The sequence below is a fragment of the Halalkalibaculum sp. DA3122 genome (genome assembly GCF_043951865.1).
In the GTDB taxonomy this organism is placed as follows: Bacteria; Bacteroidota; Rhodothermia; order Balneolales; family Balneolaceae; genus JAMQKA01.
On the sequence record NZ_JBINJF010000004.1, the window covers coordinates 71140 to 90545 of the forward strand.

12 protein-coding genes are annotated in these 19406 nt (G+C 51.4%); 6 read left to right on the forward strand and 6 right to left on the reverse strand.

Annotated features, from left to right (window positions below; all coding sequences use genetic code 11):
• Window positions 1-5: 5 nt before the first annotated feature.
• The 6 genes from ACG2F4_RS04030 to ACG2F4_RS04055 all read right to left on the reverse strand — a co-directional run bounded on the left by ACG2F4_RS04030 (window position 6) and on the right by ACG2F4_RS04055 (window position 11313).
• A complete protein-coding gene (locus ACG2F4_RS04030) occupies window positions 6-1031 on the reverse strand; it encodes a plastocyanin/azurin family copper-binding protein (protein WP_395258726.1) in 1026 nt (341 codons plus the stop codon).
• A 383-nt stretch (window positions 1032-1414) separates the two neighbouring features.
• Window positions 1415-2791, reverse strand: a complete 1377-nt coding sequence (locus tag ACG2F4_RS04035) for a putative oxidoreductase C-terminal domain-containing protein (RefSeq protein WP_395258728.1) — start codon at window positions 2789-2791, stop codon at window positions 1415-1417.
• A gap of 148 nt (window positions 2792-2939) precedes the next feature.
• The gene (locus tag ACG2F4_RS04040; RefSeq protein WP_395258730.1) at window positions 2940-4379 is read right to left on the reverse strand and encodes a Gfo/Idh/MocA family oxidoreductase; all 1440 of its coding nucleotides are present in this window, start codon (window positions 4377-4379) and stop codon (window positions 2940-2942) included.
• A gap of 130 nt (window positions 4380-4509) precedes the next feature.
• Entirely contained in the window at window positions 4510-6516 is a 2007-nt protein-coding gene (locus tag ACG2F4_RS04045) for a ThuA domain-containing protein (RefSeq protein ID WP_395258733.1), read from the reverse strand.
• A gap of 98 nt (window positions 6517-6614) precedes the next feature.
• Window positions 6615-8300 (reverse strand): RagB/SusD family nutrient uptake outer membrane protein, encoded by a 1686-nt coding sequence (locus ACG2F4_RS04050; protein ID WP_395258735.1) that lies wholly within the window; start codon window positions 8298-8300, stop codon window positions 6615-6617.
• A 19-nt stretch (window positions 8301-8319) separates the two neighbouring features.
• Window positions 8320-11313, reverse strand: a complete 2994-nt coding sequence (locus ACG2F4_RS04055) for a SusC/RagA family TonB-linked outer membrane protein (RefSeq protein ID WP_395258737.1) — start codon at window positions 11311-11313, stop codon at window positions 8320-8322.
• Between the two features lie 798 nt (window positions 11314-12111).
• On the opposite strand from ACG2F4_RS04055, the gene ACG2F4_RS04060 reads away from it, so the two are divergent.
• The 6 genes from ACG2F4_RS04060 (at window position 12112) to ACG2F4_RS04085 (ending at window position 19319) form a co-directional block, all read left to right on the forward strand.
• A complete protein-coding gene (locus tag ACG2F4_RS04060) occupies window positions 12112-13155 on the forward strand; it encodes a LacI family DNA-binding transcriptional regulator (protein ID WP_395258739.1) in 1044 nt (347 codons plus the stop codon).
• Window positions 13156-13262: 107 nt separating this feature from the next.
• Window positions 13263-14711 (forward strand): glucuronate isomerase, encoded by a 1449-nt coding sequence (uxaC, locus tag ACG2F4_RS04065; protein WP_395258741.1) that lies wholly within the window; start codon window positions 13263-13265, stop codon window positions 14709-14711.
• Between the two features lie 386 nt (window positions 14712-15097).
• Window positions 15098-16153, forward strand: a complete 1056-nt coding sequence (locus ACG2F4_RS04070; protein ID WP_395258743.1) for a TRAP transporter substrate-binding protein — start codon at window positions 15098-15100, stop codon at window positions 16151-16153.
• Window positions 16150-16638: a TRAP transporter small permease gene (locus tag ACG2F4_RS04075; RefSeq protein WP_395258745.1), complete on the forward strand. Its 489-nt coding sequence runs from the start codon at window positions 16150-16152 to the stop codon at window positions 16636-16638. The genes ACG2F4_RS04070 and ACG2F4_RS04075 overlap by 4 nt, the downstream gene beginning before the upstream one ends.
• A gap of 6 nt (window positions 16639-16644) precedes the next feature.
• Window positions 16645-17943 carry a TRAP transporter large permease gene (locus ACG2F4_RS04080; RefSeq protein ID WP_395258747.1) on the forward strand — a complete coding sequence of 433 codons (1299 nt, stop codon included), beginning with the start codon at window positions 16645-16647 and terminating at the stop codon, window positions 17941-17943.
• 68 nt (window positions 17944-18011) lie between these two features.
• The gene (locus ACG2F4_RS04085; protein WP_395258749.1) at window positions 18012-19319 is read left to right on the forward strand and encodes a serine hydrolase domain-containing protein; all 1308 of its coding nucleotides are present in this window, start codon (window positions 18012-18014) and stop codon (window positions 19317-19319) included.
• The last annotated feature ends 87 nt before the right edge of the window (window positions 19320-19406 follow it).

Genomic DNA, 19406 nt, shown 5'->3' on the forward strand with positions numbered 1-19406 from the left:
GTTATCTACTTTTCTGAAATAAATGCTATTGAAAACTCCTCCGCCTCTTTGGGCGTCAGTTTGACGGTATCTGCCTCCCTGGTTCCTTTTGACACCGCAACCCGCAGATTATCGTTGGTACTAAGGTCATACCAAATCGGCTGCTCTACATTTTCAAGACGATACTCAATCCGAAAGCCGGGCGTGGTATCAGCCGGCAAAATTAATTCGCGAACCACAATCTCTCCCATTCGATATTTAAACTGCGGATACCCGTCTACCATGCGATATCCCTGGAAGCTGGGCCGGGGCACCGAATCCTGGTGTCCCACCCGAAACGGGAACCCGGTGGTATTCCGGTAATAGATTTCACCCTCCAATTCAGCTACTTCATGCGCTTTGGCATCCCACTGTTTGGATGCGTCGATATAGCCGCCGTCCCAGGCGTACCGCAGGAAGCCGTATCCCGCATCCCAGTTGTAGGATTGATCTTTTTCCATACCCACAGCAATGGCAGCGGGACTCGATTCCGGCATAAAAAGACGGGTGATGGTGGGCATTTCCATCGGGTATGGATGCATGGCGTTGGATGCGGCCATCTCGTTCAGCACCGGTTCCGGGATATTCGGATCTTCATCCAGCGGCGGGAGCTCGTCAGGATTTCGGGTGGCATAAATAGCCCCGTACATCACCATGCCGTGGGCCGGGTAAGTGCAAACATAGGGATATGTCGCCTCCCGGTCAGGGACTTCAAATATGACCGAGGCTTCTTCCCCCGGGTCAAGAAGCGGGGTGCTTACCAGCACGTTTGGGGATTCAGGTACAAATCCGGCTTCAACACCCTCTGCTCCCATCGCTTCTGCCTGTTTTACCACGTTTTCCCGGGTACCCGGTTTTACAACAAGCAAATTGTGGATCATTTCATCGGCATTTACCAGCCTTAACCGAACGACAGAGCCCGGTTCTACCACCAGCCGCACCTTGTCATATTTTAACCCGGCAACCGCCTCGATATCTATCGTTTTATCGACAGAAGTGTTGTTTTGTGCCACTCCCTGCAAAGGCCTGGCAAGCAGGAAAGCGACAAGTATAAAACAAGATAGTATCAGCTTCGCAATCGGATAGCACTGCTTTATAAAAGATGTTTCCGGCATTAATCTGTAGACAAAAATTCGAACTGAAGGATGATATTGATCGCTGTGAATAATGTGGGCTTACATTTAACCCGGGAACCTGTTCCTGGGGAGCTCTGAAAAGTGTAGCCAGAATCGTCCCAGGCGGAGTTTATCGTGCCAATTTCAGCCTCTATATCTACCCGGATCTCCACCTGTACGTTGCAAGAAGAACAATACTTGCGCCTGGACGAGATAAATAATTCACCCGAGCAAAGCTCATGGGTTAACGCCGGTGATGATGTCCAACACCGGCAACGAGCCTATCTGCTTTTCTCATACGCCTGGGTGGTAATAAAATACTTGGTCAGCATATTTTTTCGCTCCCACTCAGGAATTTCCCCATCTACAAGATAATCCAGATACTGTTCCGTGACCTGCGCAAAATGGGCTTCGTGACCGATCCTGTGTTCATCCGGGATAACCACTTGCCATCCGTTATCGGAGGGAGTGAGTGACACGCCCGAATATTCACCGGCAATCTCTTCGATTGCACTGTTAAGGGCTTGTTCAAACTGCTCGCCACCGCTGCCATTCACCGGCTCAACATACAGGGTGGGCGTATAATTTTGCTCTTCGCCCTGCCGTATAACCAAATTCGCTTTCGTTCCGCGCATAATCGAGTAGTGGGTATCACCGGCTCCCTCGGGCGCCTGGTAGTCCCATTCAACCGAAACCTTGCCGTGCACCCCATTTACGGTAAAGACAAACGATCCGTTGGCAAACACATTCAAATTGTTATTTTCATCCAGATCTTCCTCCAGGTACTCGGGGTACGGCTCCATCTGCGTAACCTTGGTAAATTGATCCGGAGTCATCTGCGTGGCCCACCGGTCGGCATGCACCACGTTCACATCGGTAGTGTCGATGCCCTGCCCGGGAAAGGTTTCCCACAATATCATATCCACAAGATGGGTGGAAACATCTACAATCGCCTCTCCCTGCTGGTCTACATCAAAAAACCAGCCCGGACGAATAAGCGGTTGGCCGGAGACATATTTAAAAAAGTGATGCACACTTTCTTTCGTAATAGCAGGATCCTCGGGCGTACCTTTTTCCAGCTCGCCAAACACATCCGGGTAGCGGGAGAGCTCACGCTGCAGTATCGTGGTTATTTCAAACCGCTCGGTCATGATGTCGTAGAGCAGAATCCCGTTTTCATGGGCCTGCTCCAGCGCTTCTCTGAGCATCGGAAACCGTTCCGGCTTGATCACCATCGGCTTGTCGGAAAGCACATTCAACCCCGCATCAACCGACTGCTTTATGTAGCTGGTCTTTTTCGCATTATTGCCGGCCAGCACCACTACATTCCCGGGTCGCTCTTCGATCATCTTCTCAAAAAAATCGGGCCCGGTATAGACCTCTTCCACCCAGTTAGTGGGATTTTCCTCGCGATTATTGTACTGCTCAATACGGGCCAGGTGCCGTTCCAAACCGTCCGATCCTTCAGGAGCGTACACGTAGGCAACAGAGTCTACCTGGTCATAGCTGTACTTTTGTACCAGACTGGCGTGGAAATGGCCCGGATCCACCGTCATCAGCTTTACCTCCCCGGGCGCGCCGGTAAATTCATTATCTGCAGTTGTGCTGTCGCCGGTTTCGGTACCGGAGCAGGAATAAAAAACCAGGGGTAATATCATCAGTGATGCAATTCGTTTAAGTGACAGATTCTTCACTATTTCCTCTTGTCGTTTGTTTAATGACTGTTTACGATCAGTATAAAGATAAAATCAAAATCGAGAGCACAAAAAATGGGAGGCACCAGAGAGGCGCCTCCATGCGGTTCATCTAAATTCGCAGCCCGTCAATATACTTCACGCCCCATGGTGAACGCTGCGGGCGCGAAAGCATGGCATTGGCCTCATCGTCATTTTTGAACCGCTCATTGACCGGATCCCAGTACAGTTTGCGCGGCAGTTTCATGGCGATATGAGAAACCAGGCAGGCGCTGCACGAGCGGTGTGCCACCTCGGCGGGGGCCACAGTCAGTTCACGCGATTTTATGCACTTCAGCCAGTTGCCGTGCTGCTCTTCTGACTCGTAGAGGTGAATTTCGTTTTCCCCGATCTCGGAGCGCAGTATCTTCGGATCGCTCGCCTGGAACGATTCCGTCTGCTTCTGGGCGCTGACCGGATCACTCGCTGTTACTCCCACATCGCCCCGTGAGACGTAAATCCAGCCGTCGGACCCGACAAAACGGACGCCCTGCTTGTTGTCTCCCCCCACGGTCATCGTAACGCCATTGGCGTACTTGGCTGTTACCTTGAAATCGCCGTGAACATTCCAAAGTCCGCTGTAGTTGGGATCGTCGGTTGGGAATTCAGCGGTTGCCTCTATTTCCACAGGACCGGAATGCTCGGTGCCCATGCCCCAGTGGGCCGTGTCGATGTGATGGGCGCCCCAACCGGTAATCATGCCCGCACTATACGCCTCGATGCGCAGCCAGCCCGGACGTGAGTATCCTTCTTCCGGGTGTACGCGCTGCTCGGTGTACGGAACGTCGGGTGTTGAGCCCAGCCACATGTCATAGTCCAGGCTTTCGGGCACCGGCATTTGGGTCGTATCGCCCCCGCCGGGGTCGCCGGGCAGCCCCACTTCCACATGCTGGAGCTCACCGATGCGGCCGTTGCGAACCAGCTCGCAGGCCCGCTTGAACTGCGGCCACGGGTTGACCGATCGCTGCTGGCTTCCGATCTGGAATACCGTGCCGGTGCGATGGATAATATCGCTCATGGCACGCCCTTCTTCAATCGTCAGTGAAGCCGGTTTCTGCAGGTAGATATCCTTGCCCGCCAGGGCCGCCTCAATGGCCGGCTGGGCATGCCAGTGGTCGGGCGTACTGATGATAACGGCGTCAATTTCGGGGTCTTCCAGCATCTCCCGGTAATCCTGGTAGACAGCTACGTCGACATAATTTTCTTTGCCTTTTTCCCTGGCATAATATTGCTCTACCAGCTCTTTTCCCTCGCGGGCCCGGTCCATATCCACATCGTTGACTGCCACCACGCGGGCCATATCATATTTCATGGTCTCCGGCAGGTCGTGTCCCCGGGCAATACGCCCGCAGCCGATCTGGCCGATATTAATCTTCTCGCTCGGTGGATTTGATCCCATCACCGACGAAGGGACGATAGAGGGGGCAAAGAAGAGTCCCGCCCCGCCCATAGCGGAGGTCTTTAAATATTCGCGCCGTGTCATTTTGTTGCCACTACTGTTCTTTTTATCCATAGCTACATTCCATTTTAGTATTAAACTTTATTTCTTGAATATTTTGGCGGGGGTTTTGCAAAACCAGGGTTCAGAAGCTCGTTCACAACTGCTGGTTCGTGGTGCAATAAAGCCCTCCACATCTAATATTTTACTTGAGAGAACCCCCTGAAACGGCCCATTCTATACCGCCCAGAATATGCTGTACAAAAACCGGGTCGTCATAATCCTCCACACTGTGCCCCAGCGTAGTATACCAGGAACGTCCCCCCTCAAATTCATGGTACCAGGCCAGTGGAAATGTATCACCGAAAACATCCCCGGGATACTGCTGCTTCTCCTCATCTTCCACCGTAGTCATATCGGCGTGAAGCAGTACGTTGACATCGGGATTCAACTGCTTCAGATAATAGCACTCATCTTCGCGTACCCATTCTTCCTGTAAAAACGCGGTAGACGGGTGGGAGTGATCCGTTACGTTCACCGTAAATTCCTGGAAGGGAGCGTGCCGGTGAAAGGTACCGCCGACCAGACTCCAGAACCAGGGCCAGTCGCGCTCAGCACCGGAAGTGGAGTGAATACCCACAAAATTGCCTCCGTTTTTCATATAGTTTTGCAAGGCCTTGTGCTGGGCTTCGGTATTGAAGATGTCATTGTTGGTATTTGAGAATACCAGCGCATCATACTTCTTCAGGTTTTCTTCCGTAAAATCCGAGGGATCCTCTGACGCATCAACCGTAAAGTTATATTTCTCGCCCAGGTTCTGGATCGCCTCGATACTGTTGGGAATGTTTTCATGAACATACCCTTCCCCGTTTTTGGTATACACCAGGACACGGCTCCCCTCGAGAACCTTTTTCCGGACCTCAACCTCCGGTGGATTCCCAAAATCCTGCCAGTAGCTCTCCGCATCTTCCGGTTGAATTTTGCCATCATAGACCATCATGCGGTATTTCAGGTTATAGCTGTTGCCCGGCTCCAGGTGCCAATCCTGTTCCTGAGCAGGGTTGAAGTTAAAATAGACATTTTCCTCTCCCCCGTTGGCGCCTGTCGGCCAGATTCGAAGCTGTTCCGGAAAATTCTGGTTGCCGGGATGGGTCATAAACAAAATACCGGACGTTCCGACGTGAGACACCCCGTTGATGTCGGTCCAGCGGGCGCGCGTGGCATTGCCATTGCTCTTGTCCTTTCCCTGCGAGGTCAGCAAGGTGGCAGTGTCATCGCTCCATTTTTCGGTGGCCCGCAGGCTGAACCCCTGGTAGCGGTAGGCCTTGATCGTTACCGGTGACTCTGACGCCGGATTCAGCGTAGAAACAAAGTCGACCAGCCAGATGTCGTTCTCCGGATCTGCATTCCATACCTTTACTTCCCACTTTTCATTGAGAGCGACCTTGTCTCCCGTTGGTGTGGGGGCGGTCAGATCCACGTGGTTCAGGAAGGCCTCAAATCCTCCAAAAACCTCGCCTTCGATGATCTGGGGAATCGCTTTGTGGCGCACGGTTCCCTCTCCGTCACCCAGGTTCCAAAAGTCAATTTCGCGACCTTCAAAATCGGTTCGCGTCCAGGGATTCCATATGCCGTAGTGATGGTAGTGATCGGAAGGCTGGATCCGGGTAATCACCTCTCCCTCCGGCGACCAGAGCGGGTGGATATATCCACTGCGCGAATAGAGATCTGAGACCCCTTCAGGGGGAGATTTAGTCGCATACCGGTAGCTAAGAACTTTTTGGTCATCGACCATCAACGTCAATGATTTTCCATCATCGGTAATGTGAACCGCCTTTTCGGGTTCACCGGTCTTGTCTTCGGGGACTCTTTTTAATAAATAATTTCGTTTTGCTCCTGCAGGCGTTTCTCCCCTCAATATCCAGCGGAGCGTCTTGTCATATCCATCCGCATCAACCTGCGAGGCGACGGGATGCTGTTCACCGTCAACAATTTCGTAGAGCTGCAGCTCCTGCCCAGTTTGTAGTCCCAGTGGAATACCGTTCAAAGAGGCACTTACCGGGGTATTGCTCCGGTCATATTCTCCCGCTTTTACCGTAACTTCCGCTATTTCCTGTGATTGTGCAAAAAGCGCGTCAGCCGGAAACGCTGAGAATGCCACCGCAATAACAAGAGACAGAAACCCGCAAAGCTTCCTTGTAGCATTTTTCATAAGCTGGTTGGATCATTATGGATTAAAAATAGCTGCCCTGGGAGTGGATTCTCCCAAGGCAGTGTTAATTTTATAATATATCAGAACCTAAGGCAATATTAATAGCCGGGATTTTGCTCATATCCCCCGTCGGTTCGGTTAATCTGCGTAGCCGGAATCGGGCGAAGCAGGTGCCTTTCCTCGATATTGTCGCGACTTTCCTGCAAGCCTGCATAATTTCTGACCCGCTCAAGCAGTTTGCCCGTTCGCTTAAGAGTGATCCACCGCTTTTGCTCGCCGTAAAACTCGCGGCCCCGCTCATCGAGGATGTAGTCAAGCCCCTCGTTCTGGAGATTGGCCAGCGTATTGGCGGTTATATTGGCTTCTTCTCCCGGCCAGGCCGCCCGTTCCCGAACAGCGTTTATATGATCGGCGGCGGCAGGCAGTTCACCCATCTGGTAGCGCGCCTCGGCGGCAAACAGGTACGCCTCTGCAAGACGATAGACGATATAGTCTTTATTACCAGCCGCTTCGTTGACCGATGGGCGCTGGAAATCGTCGTGCTTTTTAAGGCTGGGGAACATGTTGATATTTTCGTTGGTGTGCGCTGTAGCCCAGGACATCAGGTAATAGGGAGCACTGTCCTGGTTTTGCTCAACCTCCTGTGCTGTCATATCCGGATCGATATAGATCGCGGTATCGCCTACAGCCACATTGGGATACTCATCTGTTGGAAGACTTGCGGCATCGTTGTAATACCATGTATCCTGGAAGCTTTTCTTGTACCGTGAATCCTGGTCGATGGGACGGTAGTTCTGCAGGGCAAACGGCGTCATTTTAAATCGAATCCAGGGGCGACCATAGCCCGGCTCCAGGCTGCGAACGAGCCCGGCGCCACTTCCGTCTCCGCCGTACACTTCATACCATGGGCGGTAGTAGAGGTGGCTTCGGTTACCCGGACCGTTAATCAGCGGATCCTTGCCATATTGGACGGCCCAGATGATCTCCTCATTCTCCTCGTTGTCATTGTCAAAGATCATCTCGTAATCATCCAGCAGCCGGAAGTTGTAATCATTGATCACACTTTCAGCAAGCGTGGCCGCGCGGCTGTAGTCATCGCTCTCGGCAAAGTCCTTGTATCCTCTCGTCAACAGCACCTGGGAGAGCAGCATCTTGGCAGCCGGCTCGGTTGCCCGCCCCCACTCCTGCTCCGACGGATCGGAGGGGAGGTTATTAATGGCGGTCTCCAGGTCGGAGACGATCTGGGTGTAGACCTCTGATTCCGGAGCTCGAGTAGCCTCAATTTCAACCCCGATGGTCTCCTCCGTAGTCAAGTGAACGGGACCAAAATGTTCCACTAGGTGAAAGTAGTAGTGAGCCCGGAGAAAATGGGCTTCTCCCAGCCTGGTATTCTTGAGCCCTTCGTCCATATCCTCGATCTCGGAAGCACGGTTAATCGCCGCATTGGCTGAATTTATGGCGATATAGTAATTATCCCACAGCGTTTGCATGGGACTTGCCTCCGAGTTAAGACCGGCATTATACTGATTCATATAATGGAAGCCTCCGTGACCTGCATTCTGGATCAGGTCGGTACCGTACTCGGTAAGATTTCCTCCCTGCTCAGCCCCGTAAAACGACCTGAGTGGTTCGTACGCCCCGTTCACTGCATCTTCAAACCCGCTTGGAGTCGTGAAATGTGTTTCTGCAGTTACATCGGAGACAACCTCCTCATTCAGCACGTCACAAGATGCAACAATGAGGATCAAAAGCGATAATATCGATGTATAAGTTAATTTATTCATCACGCTAAATCCTTTGTCCTTAGAAATTAATGTTTACGCCAACAGTGTAGAGTCGGGTCGTCGGAACGTCTGCTTCAATTACCCCGCCATACTGCTCAGGGTCGATATTCCCCGTTTCCGAGAAAAGCAGCGGCGTTTCGGCGTTGGCGTACACTCTCATAGAGCGCAGTCCAAACTGCTGAACCAAATCAGGAGGCAAGTTGTATCCAAGCCTGATATTGCGCACTTTCAAGAATGACCCATCCTGGTATGTAAGCGTACTTCGGTAGAGTGGATACTCACGACTCACATCGGGCCGCGGGAACGCATTGGTAGGATTGTCTTCTGTCCAGTAATCGACATCCAGATCGTTGGTTCGGCCATTTAGCGTAACATTTCTATAATTATTAACGATGGTCTGACCTACACTCGCGTAAAGAAAGACCGAAAGGTCAAATCCTTTATAACTGAAATGGTTGGCAAAACCCGCATTCCAGTCCGGCATATCCGATCCCAGGATCACGCGATCCTGTTCATTGATAGTACCGTCGCCATTTTGATCTTTAATCTTAATTTCACCCGGATCCTGCCCGTACGAATCGGCCTCCTGGGCCTCGTCGGACTGCCAGATGCCGATCTTTTCATAATCGTACCACACCGTCAGCGGTTCACCGATAAACCATTCGTTACCCACATCATCCTGCTGGTTGCCGTAGAGATCAATAATCTCCTCCTTGTTGGTAAAGAACATCAGGTCGCTGCTCCAGCTAAACGCATCGCGACCGGAACTGACGAGATTCTGGCTGTTCACGGTCAATTCCAGCCCGGTGTTTTTGGTCTCACCCACGTTTTCAAACACACTGTTAAACCCGGAGGTAATCGGCAGGTTTCGTTCAAGCAGCATATCCGTGGTGTTGGTCTGGTAGTACTCTATACTACCGGTAACCCTGGAGTTCCAGAGCCCGAAGTTCAGCCCTACATTCCACTGCTTTGAGGTCTCCCACTGCAAGTTGGGATTGGAAATTTGCCCCGGCCGATAGCCGTAGCCGGCGTTATCACCAAACTGGTAGGTGGTTCTTGCAAGGGTCCCCTGGGTTTGATAGGGATCAATGGCGGTGTTGCCGGTAACCCCGTAACTGACCCTCAGCCGGAGCTCAGACAGCAGGTCCTGCTCTTGCATAAACGGCTCTTCAATAATTCTCCAGCCCACGGCAGCGGAGGGGAAGAAACCCCATTTTTTACTTTCTGCCAGCCTGGAGGAACCGTCGGCACGACCGGTAAACGTAAACAGGTACTTGTCGTACAGCTGGTAATTGACACGCCCCATAAAGGACATCATGCCCCATTCTGTAAGATAACTGCCAAAGTCTTCAGCGGTGCTGGCCGTTCCCAAATTGTGATACTTCTGGGTTTCGTACGGCAGACCGGAAACCGACACACTATCTCTAGTCGTACGATCTGTTTGAATACTAAACAGCCCCGTGGCGTCGATTTCATGAATATCAGCAAATGTTTGCTCGTACGTTAAAATATTTTCGAATGTATAAGCCTGGGTTGTGCGATTCCGCTTTTCAGCATATGGCACCCCTTCTCCGCGGGCCGTGGTCAGGGTTCCCTGAAAAACGCCGCGGGTAAAAGAAGAAAGATCCGGACCAAAATTCATGCGATAACTGAAATTGTCCGAGAAATCGTAAATCCCGAAAATATTACTGAAGATCCGCATCCGCTTTCGGTCATCCAGCATTTTGCCGGGGACCAGGTCATTCAGCACATTTGCTACCAGCCCGTCGTCTGTCGGCCTGAAATCAAGGGTTCCATCCTCGTTGTAGGGGTTACCAAGCGGGTTCATGGCCACCGCGCCGCCGTAGGGATTGGTGCCATAGGCCTGGTCGAATCGAGACAACAACGTGGAGGTACCGATGCGGAAACGGTCGCTCACATCATGATCGAGATTGATCCTGACCGTGTACCGGTCAAAATCCTGGCCGGGAATAATACCGATCTCATTAAAAAAGTTACCGCTTATGGCAAACCGCGTGCTCTCATTCCCGCCCTGCACGGTAATTTGGTGACTCTGCTGGTACCCGGCGGGATCGGTGACAAGGTCCGGATAATCATAGGTGGCCCCGCTCTCGATCGACTCCAGCTCGGGCTCCGTAAAGTGGTTCTCATCATTGCCCGTGTAGTTGTCGTTGGCCCTGAATCCTTCGCGACGCATCTCGGCAAATTCCGGTCCGGTCATCATGTCCGGCTCCTCGAGCTGTTGAGAAACTCCCAGGTAACCGTCATACGAAACCAGCGTCTCGTGATTTCCACCGCGCTTGGTCGTGACCAGCACAACCCCGTTTGCACCGCGAGACCCGTAAATAGCGGTGGCGGAAGCATCTTTCAATACCTCCATCGACTCGATATTTTGCGGGTTGATATCGTTCAGATTTCCGCTAAACGGAATACCGTCGACCACAAACAGCGGGTCATTGGAAGCCGTCAACGAACGGCGACCCCGAATGCGCACCGTAACGCCATCGCCCGGGCGGTTGCCGCCGGAATTGGCCACCATAACACCGGCAGCTCGTCCCTGCAGCGCAGAAGCGGCATCACTTACCGGAACTTCGGCAATCTGGTCGGAGGAGACCGAAGAAACAGAGCCGGTAACATCCTGCTGTTCCTGTTGACCGTATCCTACAACCACGAGCTCTTCCCCTTCAAATGTCTGGGATACCAGCTTAACGTTGATGGTTGAACGCCCTTCGATGGGCACCTCCTGGGTTTGGAATCCGACAAATGAAAAAACGAGTGTTCCTTCGGCTGAAGGTACATTAAATGAATATTCACCATCTGCATCGGTGGAAGTACCAATCGATGTTCCCTGTACCGAAATATTTACTCCCGGCAGGGTTTGACCATCTTCGGCAGAAGTGACTGTCCCACTGACTTCGTGGGTGCCTTGCGCGTGCACCTGCGGGGAGAGTCCCCCGAGCAAGGCCGCACATATAGAAAATATCAGAACCTTTATTGTAGTTATTTTCCCCATATTCAGTCCTTTGTAGTAAGTTTGAGATTAAAAAGAGAAATGTTAACGTCTTTGTATTCAGGATCCAGGCCTTTAACCCAAGACCCTTCCCAGAAGTAAACCTTATCCTTATCCTTTTGCTATATTATTCCCCTTTCCCTTTTGTGTTGGATTTGCTGTGTGAGTTTTCCCGTTTTGCACTTTGTGCGAAAACGTTTGCACTACCCAAAAGTAAGTGAAAAGACTTTTTTATCAATTATATTTACATTTTTTAACATTAACTCTTTTGTTTTACGTATTTTCCCGTAGTAAAAGAACTCCAACCCCGATCTATATCAAATTTTGTTGAATAAACGTTTGCAATAATTATTTTTTTATACAACTTTTTGACAAAATTTGGTTTAATCCGTAATGAAATTTATAAATCAGGTTGATATTGAGCATGTTGTGGCGAACTCCGTTTGTAGTAACATCGCGGAGACGCCCGCGATGCCTCTGAAACGTCCGCCTGGTTGCAAACGACTCCTGTTCCGGTATAGATTCAGATAGGGATCAATGGTTTTCAGGAATATTCTGCTTTGTTTTTTTGCTAATACATTCCTATACATTGTTTAGTCAAAATATCGGGGCCTGACGGTCTTATCAGCACAATCGGAATCTGATCTTGTACACGCACATACGTCGAAACAGACGTCACCTGCTTGTTGGCCTGTGCCTGGCCTCTAAATCATAACTACTAATTTCTACTATCCACGTTGGGGAGCCACCGCCAGCCGTTGGTTACAGACGGTCTCCGGTTCCCGACTACATGACTATACAATGAAAAAGAAAAAAACAACGATCCGGGATATTGCCAAAGAACTGGACATCACCGCTTCCACGGTATCCAGGGCGCTGAGGAACCATCCGAGAATTAGCTCCGCCACTAAAGAAGCAGTGTGGGATGTGGCCGAAAAATTAAATTACCAGCCCAACAATATTGCCGCGGCGCTGGTCAAGGGCAAAAGCAATATCCTGGGGGTTATCGTGCCCACCTCCGACCGCAGCTTTTTCGCTTCCGTGATTCGGGGTATCGAGGAGGTCATCCGCGACGAGGGGTACAACCTCGTGATTTGCCAGTCCGATGACCAGTTCTCCAAGGAGCAGACCAACGTTGAGGCGCTGCTAAAGATCCAGGTTGACGGAATCATTGCTTCTGTGGCCAAGGAGACCACGGATTTTGAGCACTTTAAAAAGGTAAAACAGCAGGGAGTTCCACTTATTTTGTACGACCGCGTGAATGAATCGCTGGATGTAAATGCCGTGGTTACCAACGACTACCTGGGCTCCTACAAGGCGGTATCCCACCTGATTGAACAGGGATGCAAGCGCATCGTACACTTTGCCGGCAAGCAGCACATCAACATCTACCAGGATCGCCTGAAAGGATATATCGACGCCCAGCGCGAGCATGGCATTCCCATCGACAACAACCTGATCATGGAGGAGGATCTGATCTTTTCGATGGAACGGGTGGTGGAACTGGGACAGACCCTGGCTCACCGCATGCTGGAGATGCCGGAACTGCCTGATGCGGTATTCTCGGCCAGCGACTTTGCTGCGATGGGCGCCATGCAGGTTTTCAAGGAACAGGGCATTGAGATCCCCGGCGATGTGGCTTTCGTGGGCTACAGCAATGACGTGTCGGGATCTTTTATCGAACCGGGACTGACCACCGTTGACCAGCACACCAAGCGGATGGGTAATTTGGCGGCCCAACTGTTCCTGGAGCAGATCAGCGAATCCAATACCGAATTCACCCCGCGCAAAACACTACTGAACCCAAAACTGGTCATCCGGGGATCATCACAGAAGAACGGCTGATTTTATGGCCGAGTCCCAAACCCTCTCTACCCCAGACTTTGTTTTTCTTTTGGCTTGATATATAGCAGGCGACTTATTATTTACCTTGTGCAAACGTTTGTATTAATATGGAATTAAGGGATATACCGATGGGAAAATTTCTGACTGAGGACTTTTTACTGCACTCGGAGGAAGCAAGAGAACTTTATCACAACTACGCCAGTGACATGCCGATCATCGATTACCACTCTCACCTCCCCCCGGCCGAGATCAGTGAGGATCGTAATTTTGACACCCTCACCAGCATCTGGCTAGACGGCGACCACTACAAATGGCGGGCCATGCGTACCCTGGGCATCGATGAGCAATATATCACCGGCAACGCCGCGGACCGGGAAAAATTCCGAAAGTGGGCTTATGCGGTGCCCTACACCATGCGGAATCCCCTGTACCACTGGACTCACATGGAGCTGAAAAACTATTTTGGCATCGAAACCCTGCTGAATACAGATACGGCTGATGACATTTACACTACTGCCAACGAACAGCTTCGACAACCGAACTTCAGCGCCCGCAGCCTTCTGAAGCGCATGAACGTGGAAGTGGTCTGCACGACCGACGACCCCGTTGACACTCTTGATCACCACCAGGCCCTCCGGGACAGTGATTTTGAGATTACGGTGCTCCCCGCATTCCGCCCCGATGCGGCGTTTAACTTCGATGACCCCGCCTCCTACAACAGCTACATTGATGAGCTGCAGGAGGCCAGCAATATCGAAATAAGCTCGCTCAATTCCCTGCTGGAGGCCCTCGGACAGCGAGTTGACTATTTCCACCAACACGGCTGCCGTCTTTCGGACCACGGATTGCAGCGGATGTACTACCGCCCTGTATCCCCGGAACAGCTGAATCGCTATTATAGCCGGATACGCAACCAGAGAAAAGAGCTGAGCGAGGAGCAGAAGCAAGCGCTGATATCCCACATTTTGCTCCAGCTGGGACGCATGTACAACGAGCACGGCTGGGTACAGCAGTTTCACCTGGGCGCCCTTCGCAATGCCAACGAGCGAATGTATAACAAAATGGGACCGGCCGTTGGATTCGATTCCATCGGAGATTTTCAGCAAAGCCGGGCACTGGCCAATTTTCTTAATGAGCTGGACAAAAACCGGGAACTGTCCAAAACAATCCTGTACAATCTAAATCCTGCCGACAATGAAGTCATGGCGACCATGACCGGCAATTTCAACGACGGTTCGGTAAGAGGGAAAATACAATACGGGTCTGCCTGGTGGTTCCTGGATCAAAAAGACGGGATGGAAGAACAGATGAACATTCTCTCGAACATGGGCTTGTTGAGCTGCTTTATCGGCATGCTTACCGACTCCAGGAGCTTCCTCTCATTTCCGCGGCACGAGTATTTCCGGCGCATTCTCTGCAACCTCATCGGCAACGACGTCGCGAACGGCGAACTGCCCGATGATATCGAGTGGCTCGGCAAAATCGTATCTGATATCTGCTACTATAACGCCCGGGAGTATTTTGACTTCCATCCCGCTCCTGTTAAAAATTCGTAAAACCGAAATATTACCCTGAATAATTCAAATTTGGGTTTGTTATCATTGCGAAAAATTTGTATTTGAATATTGATTTGCGAACGGTTTACCACTTTAAATATGTTCGAATCTTATTGATCAAATCGCGTGGTATACAAACCTCCGACCAAATCAAATAAAATAAAAACGAACTGGGCAAACGGGACAAGTAACCGGTTACGGGTTGAGATACCATTTTTGAAATCAAATTGTGGGTGCAGGATTGAGAATGCAACCTGTTGCACAAGGTTCAAGGGTAATTTGAAATTTTCGGGAAAAACCGCAGTTACACTGACATTCTTTTCCCGGACAGGCGAAAATTACAGGCTTTTTTACCTGCTTTATTTATGACCATAGCTCAAAAATCTATGACACAAACAGCAAACTTCTACAGTTCGAATCTATTATTATTTTCAATGGCCCTGCTACTCTTTTGGGGGTGCAGCCGATCCGATACCGCTACCGACCGGTCTAAAACACTAATTATGGCCCACGCCATGCACCTGGAGCATCCGGTAAGCAAGGCGATGGCCTACATGGATGAACGGGTTGAAGAAATTTCGGACGGAAGGCTGAAGATCGAGATGTACCCCAACCAGCAACTGGGATCCGAACGCGAATTGCTGGAGCTTGTGCAGATCGGAACCGTGGGCATGACCAAGATATCCGGCGCTGCACTCGGCAAAATAGTTCCTGCCGTTACGATCTTCAGCCTGCCCTACCTGTTCCGCAATGAAGCCCACCTGAAGGCTGTCCAGAATGCACCTATCGGCCAGGAGATACTGCAGCGGGGGGCCGAATACGGGTTGAAAGGCCTGACCTACTACGATGCCGGCTTCCGAAGCTTTTACACGGTGGAAAAACCGGTACGGGAGCCTGCTGATCTGAATGGTATGAAAATTCGCGTGCAGGAAAGCCAGATGGCGATTCAAACGATGCAGGCGCTCGGAGCCTCTCCCACTCCCCTTGCCTACGGTGAGCTATATACCGCCCTGCAAAGCGGCGTGGTGGACGGCGCTGAAAACAACCCGCCGAGTTTCCATACCGCCCGCCACTACGAGGTCTGTAACTACTACTCGCTGGACCAACACACCTCGGTCCCGGACTTCCTGGTGATCAGCACCAATGTGTGGATCGACCTGACCGACCAGGAAAAAAAGTGGCTTTCTCAAGCCGTGGAGGAGTCGGCCGCCCGGCAGGAAGTGCTCTGGGATGAAGCCGTTGAGGAGGCGATGAATATTGTGACGGAAGCGGGCGTAGAAATTATTCGTCCTGACAAGGGTCCATTTCAGGAGGCTGTTCAACCGGTTTACGACCGATATGCCCAGCAAAATCCCGAACTTTACAAGATGGTCGAACAAATCAGGGAGATTCAGCCCGACAGTCAACAGGTTCAATCTGCAAATACCCAGGAGACAAAATGAGAGACACGGTAGATACCATCACTAAATACACACTCGTATTTCTAATGGGCCTGCTGGTGGTAGACGTTGTATGGCAGGTGTTTACCCGTTATGTGCTCGGCTCTCCAAGTATATTTACGGATGAGCTGGCTCGCTTTCTGCTGATCTGGGTCAGTTTTTTGGGAGCAGCCTACGCTTCCGGCCAGCACATGCACCTCTCCATCGACCTGCTTTCGCACAGGCTCAGTCCCGCGGGGCAGAAAAAACTGGCCATATTTATCCATTCTGTCGTGCTCCTTTTTGTTATCACCGTACTGGTGATCGGGGGCAGTGTACTCGTCTATTACACCCACATATACGGACAGCTTTCTTCCACATTGCAGGTACCGATCGCCTACGTTTACTCGATCGGGCCCATCAGTGGATTGCTGATCCTGTACTACAAGCTTTCCGATATTAAACGAATTCTGAATCAAACACCCGCCGAATACATCGAAAACCTATAGGAACTTATGGAACTGTATGAAATTCTGGTACTCGTTTTAAGCTTCGTTGTTCTTTTGGGCATAGGCGTGCCTGTAGCCTGGACGCTGGGTATCTCCGGCGTGCTTACCATCCTCCTGAGCATTGAAACCATTACAGCTTTAACGACGATGGCCCAGCGCTTTGTCACCAGCCTGGACAGCTTTACGCTGCTTGCCATCCCCTTTTTCATATTGGCCGGTCAACTAATGAACAAGGGCGGCATTGCCACCCGGCTGATTGAATTTGCCAAAAACGTGGTGGGAGCACTGCCCGGAGGGCTCGCTCATATCAACGTGGTTGCAGCCATGCTTTTCGGGGCCATTGCGGGCTCCTCCGTAGCGGCGGCCTCGGCAATCGGCAGTATTATGGGACCCAGGATGGAAAAAGAGGGATATACCAAAGAGTTTGGAGCGGCAATCAACATCAGTGCTTCCACGACCGGGCTGATTATACCACCATCTAATACGCTGATCGTCTATTCCCTGGCAAGCGGGGGGACCTCCATTGCCGCCCTGTTTGTGGCGGGCTATCTGCCTGGTATTCTCGTGGGACTCTCGCTGATGGCCGTGGCGGCAGTATGGACGCTGCGCAAAAACTTCCCGGTCGGGGAACGAGGTACCTTTAAAGAACTGATTCAATCATTTATGAGCGCGTTCCCCAGCCTTTTTCTGCTGGTAGTCGTAATCGGGGGTATCATCGCCGGTATATTTACGGCAACGGAGGCTGCCGCCATTGCCGTGGTTTACACCCTGGTACTTGGATATTACTACAACGAAATAACGATGAATAACCTACCGGATATTCTGCTGGGGGCGGTAAAGACCACCTCCATCGTAATGCTGCTGATTGCTACATCGGTCAGCATGTCCTGGGTTATGTCATTTGAAAGCATTCCACAGGCCATCAGTAACGGCATTCTTTCTTTGAGTGACAGCCCGGTCGTGATTCTCCTTCTTATTAACATGATCTTGCTGTTCGTGGGTATGTTCATGGATATGACCCCGGCGGTACTGATCTTTACGCCCATCTTCCTGCCTATCGTTACGGAGCTGGGCATGGACCCCGTTCACTTCGGCATTATGATGGTACTGAATCTCTGCATCGGTATCTGTACACCGCCTGTGGGTACACTGCTGTTCGTGGGCGTAAGCATAGCGGGAACGACTATTCCAAAAGTGATAAAACCATTACTACCGCTTTTCGTGGCCATGATTATCGCCCTGCTGCTGGTTACCTTCTGGCCGGCCCTGAGCCTGTGGCTGCCACAATTGTTTGGGCTGGCGTAAAATAGCGTCACAACTTATTTGAGTTCAGTCTATGCTATGGTTCGAAGTAATCAAACTATATTTATGTCATGCATCCAAAACGTCTGATTCAATCTTCCTCATTGCTCCTGCTTGGGACCTTCTTGCTCTTTTTGACGGTAGCTCAGGGAACGGCTTGGGCCCAATACCATGATTCGCTGACCTCAGGTAACGTTCTTGATCCCGATCGGCTGTCACAGGTTGATTCCGTACTGCAGCATTATGTGGACGAGGGGCGAGTAGCCGGAGTGGTGGGCCTCGTTATGCAGGATGGCGAAATTGTATATGAACACGCCGCCGGGTGGGCCGACCGCGAATCCAATCGCCGGATGGGCACCGATGCCATTTTCCGGATCGCCTCGCAAACCAAGGCCATTACCAGCGCGGCCATTCTCATGCTGGTGGAAGAAGGTAAAATCAACCTCAACGATCCAATAAGCCGCTGGATGCCCACGTTCGAAAATTCGACCGTCGCCGTACAAACCGACACCGGCCGAGCCATTGTCCCCGCCAACCGCCCAATTACCATTGAGCATCTGTTGACGCACACATCCGGAATTTCTTATGGCGGCAGTTCGTTAGTTGCCGACCTTTATAAAGAAAAAGGGCTGGGCTATGGCGATACCTACGGCTGGTACACGGCCGATGACGAGGAACCGATCTGCGAAACGATGGACCGTCTCGGCACTCTGCCATTCGTGGCTCAACCGGGCTCCGACTGGGTATATGGATACAACACGGATATCCTGGGATGTGTGGTTGAGCGGGTCAGCGGCCTGCCGCTCGACCAATTTTTCCTACAACGCATTACCGGTCCGCTTGGAATGGAGGATACGCATTTCTTCCTGCCCCCGGAAAAAGAGGAGCGGCTGGCGACGGTGTATACACCAACGGAGGGTTCCAACCGCGTGCTGCGTGCTCCTGATGGTCCCCGTGGACAAGGTGACTATGTTGAGGGACCACGTCGCAGCTTTGCAGGTGGTGCCGGGCTGCTCTCAACCGCACGGGATTACGCCCGCTTCCTGGAGATGATTCGACGGGGCGGTGCCCTCGACGGGAAGCGATATCTGTCGCCACATACCATAGCCCTGATGACATCGAATCAAGTAGGTGATCTGTTCAGTGATGAGGGCATGGGATTTGGACTCGGATTTGAGACCAGCGATCGCCTCGGGGCCAATGGATTTACATCCGCAGGCACATTCGGCTGGAGCGGGGCCTATGGCACCGACTACGAGGTTGATCCCAAAGAAGATCTCGTTACCGTGCTCATGATCCAGGTCGTTCCCTATTATGGAAGCGGCATTCGGGAGGCATTTGAGAGTGCTGTTTATCAGGCGCTTGTACCGGCAGAATAATAGAATGTCGTGAATTCAATGTAGGATAAATTTTGCCACTAGTGTGTGCGTCTCGCTCGTGCTATTATTCAAAAATGGCACACTTGC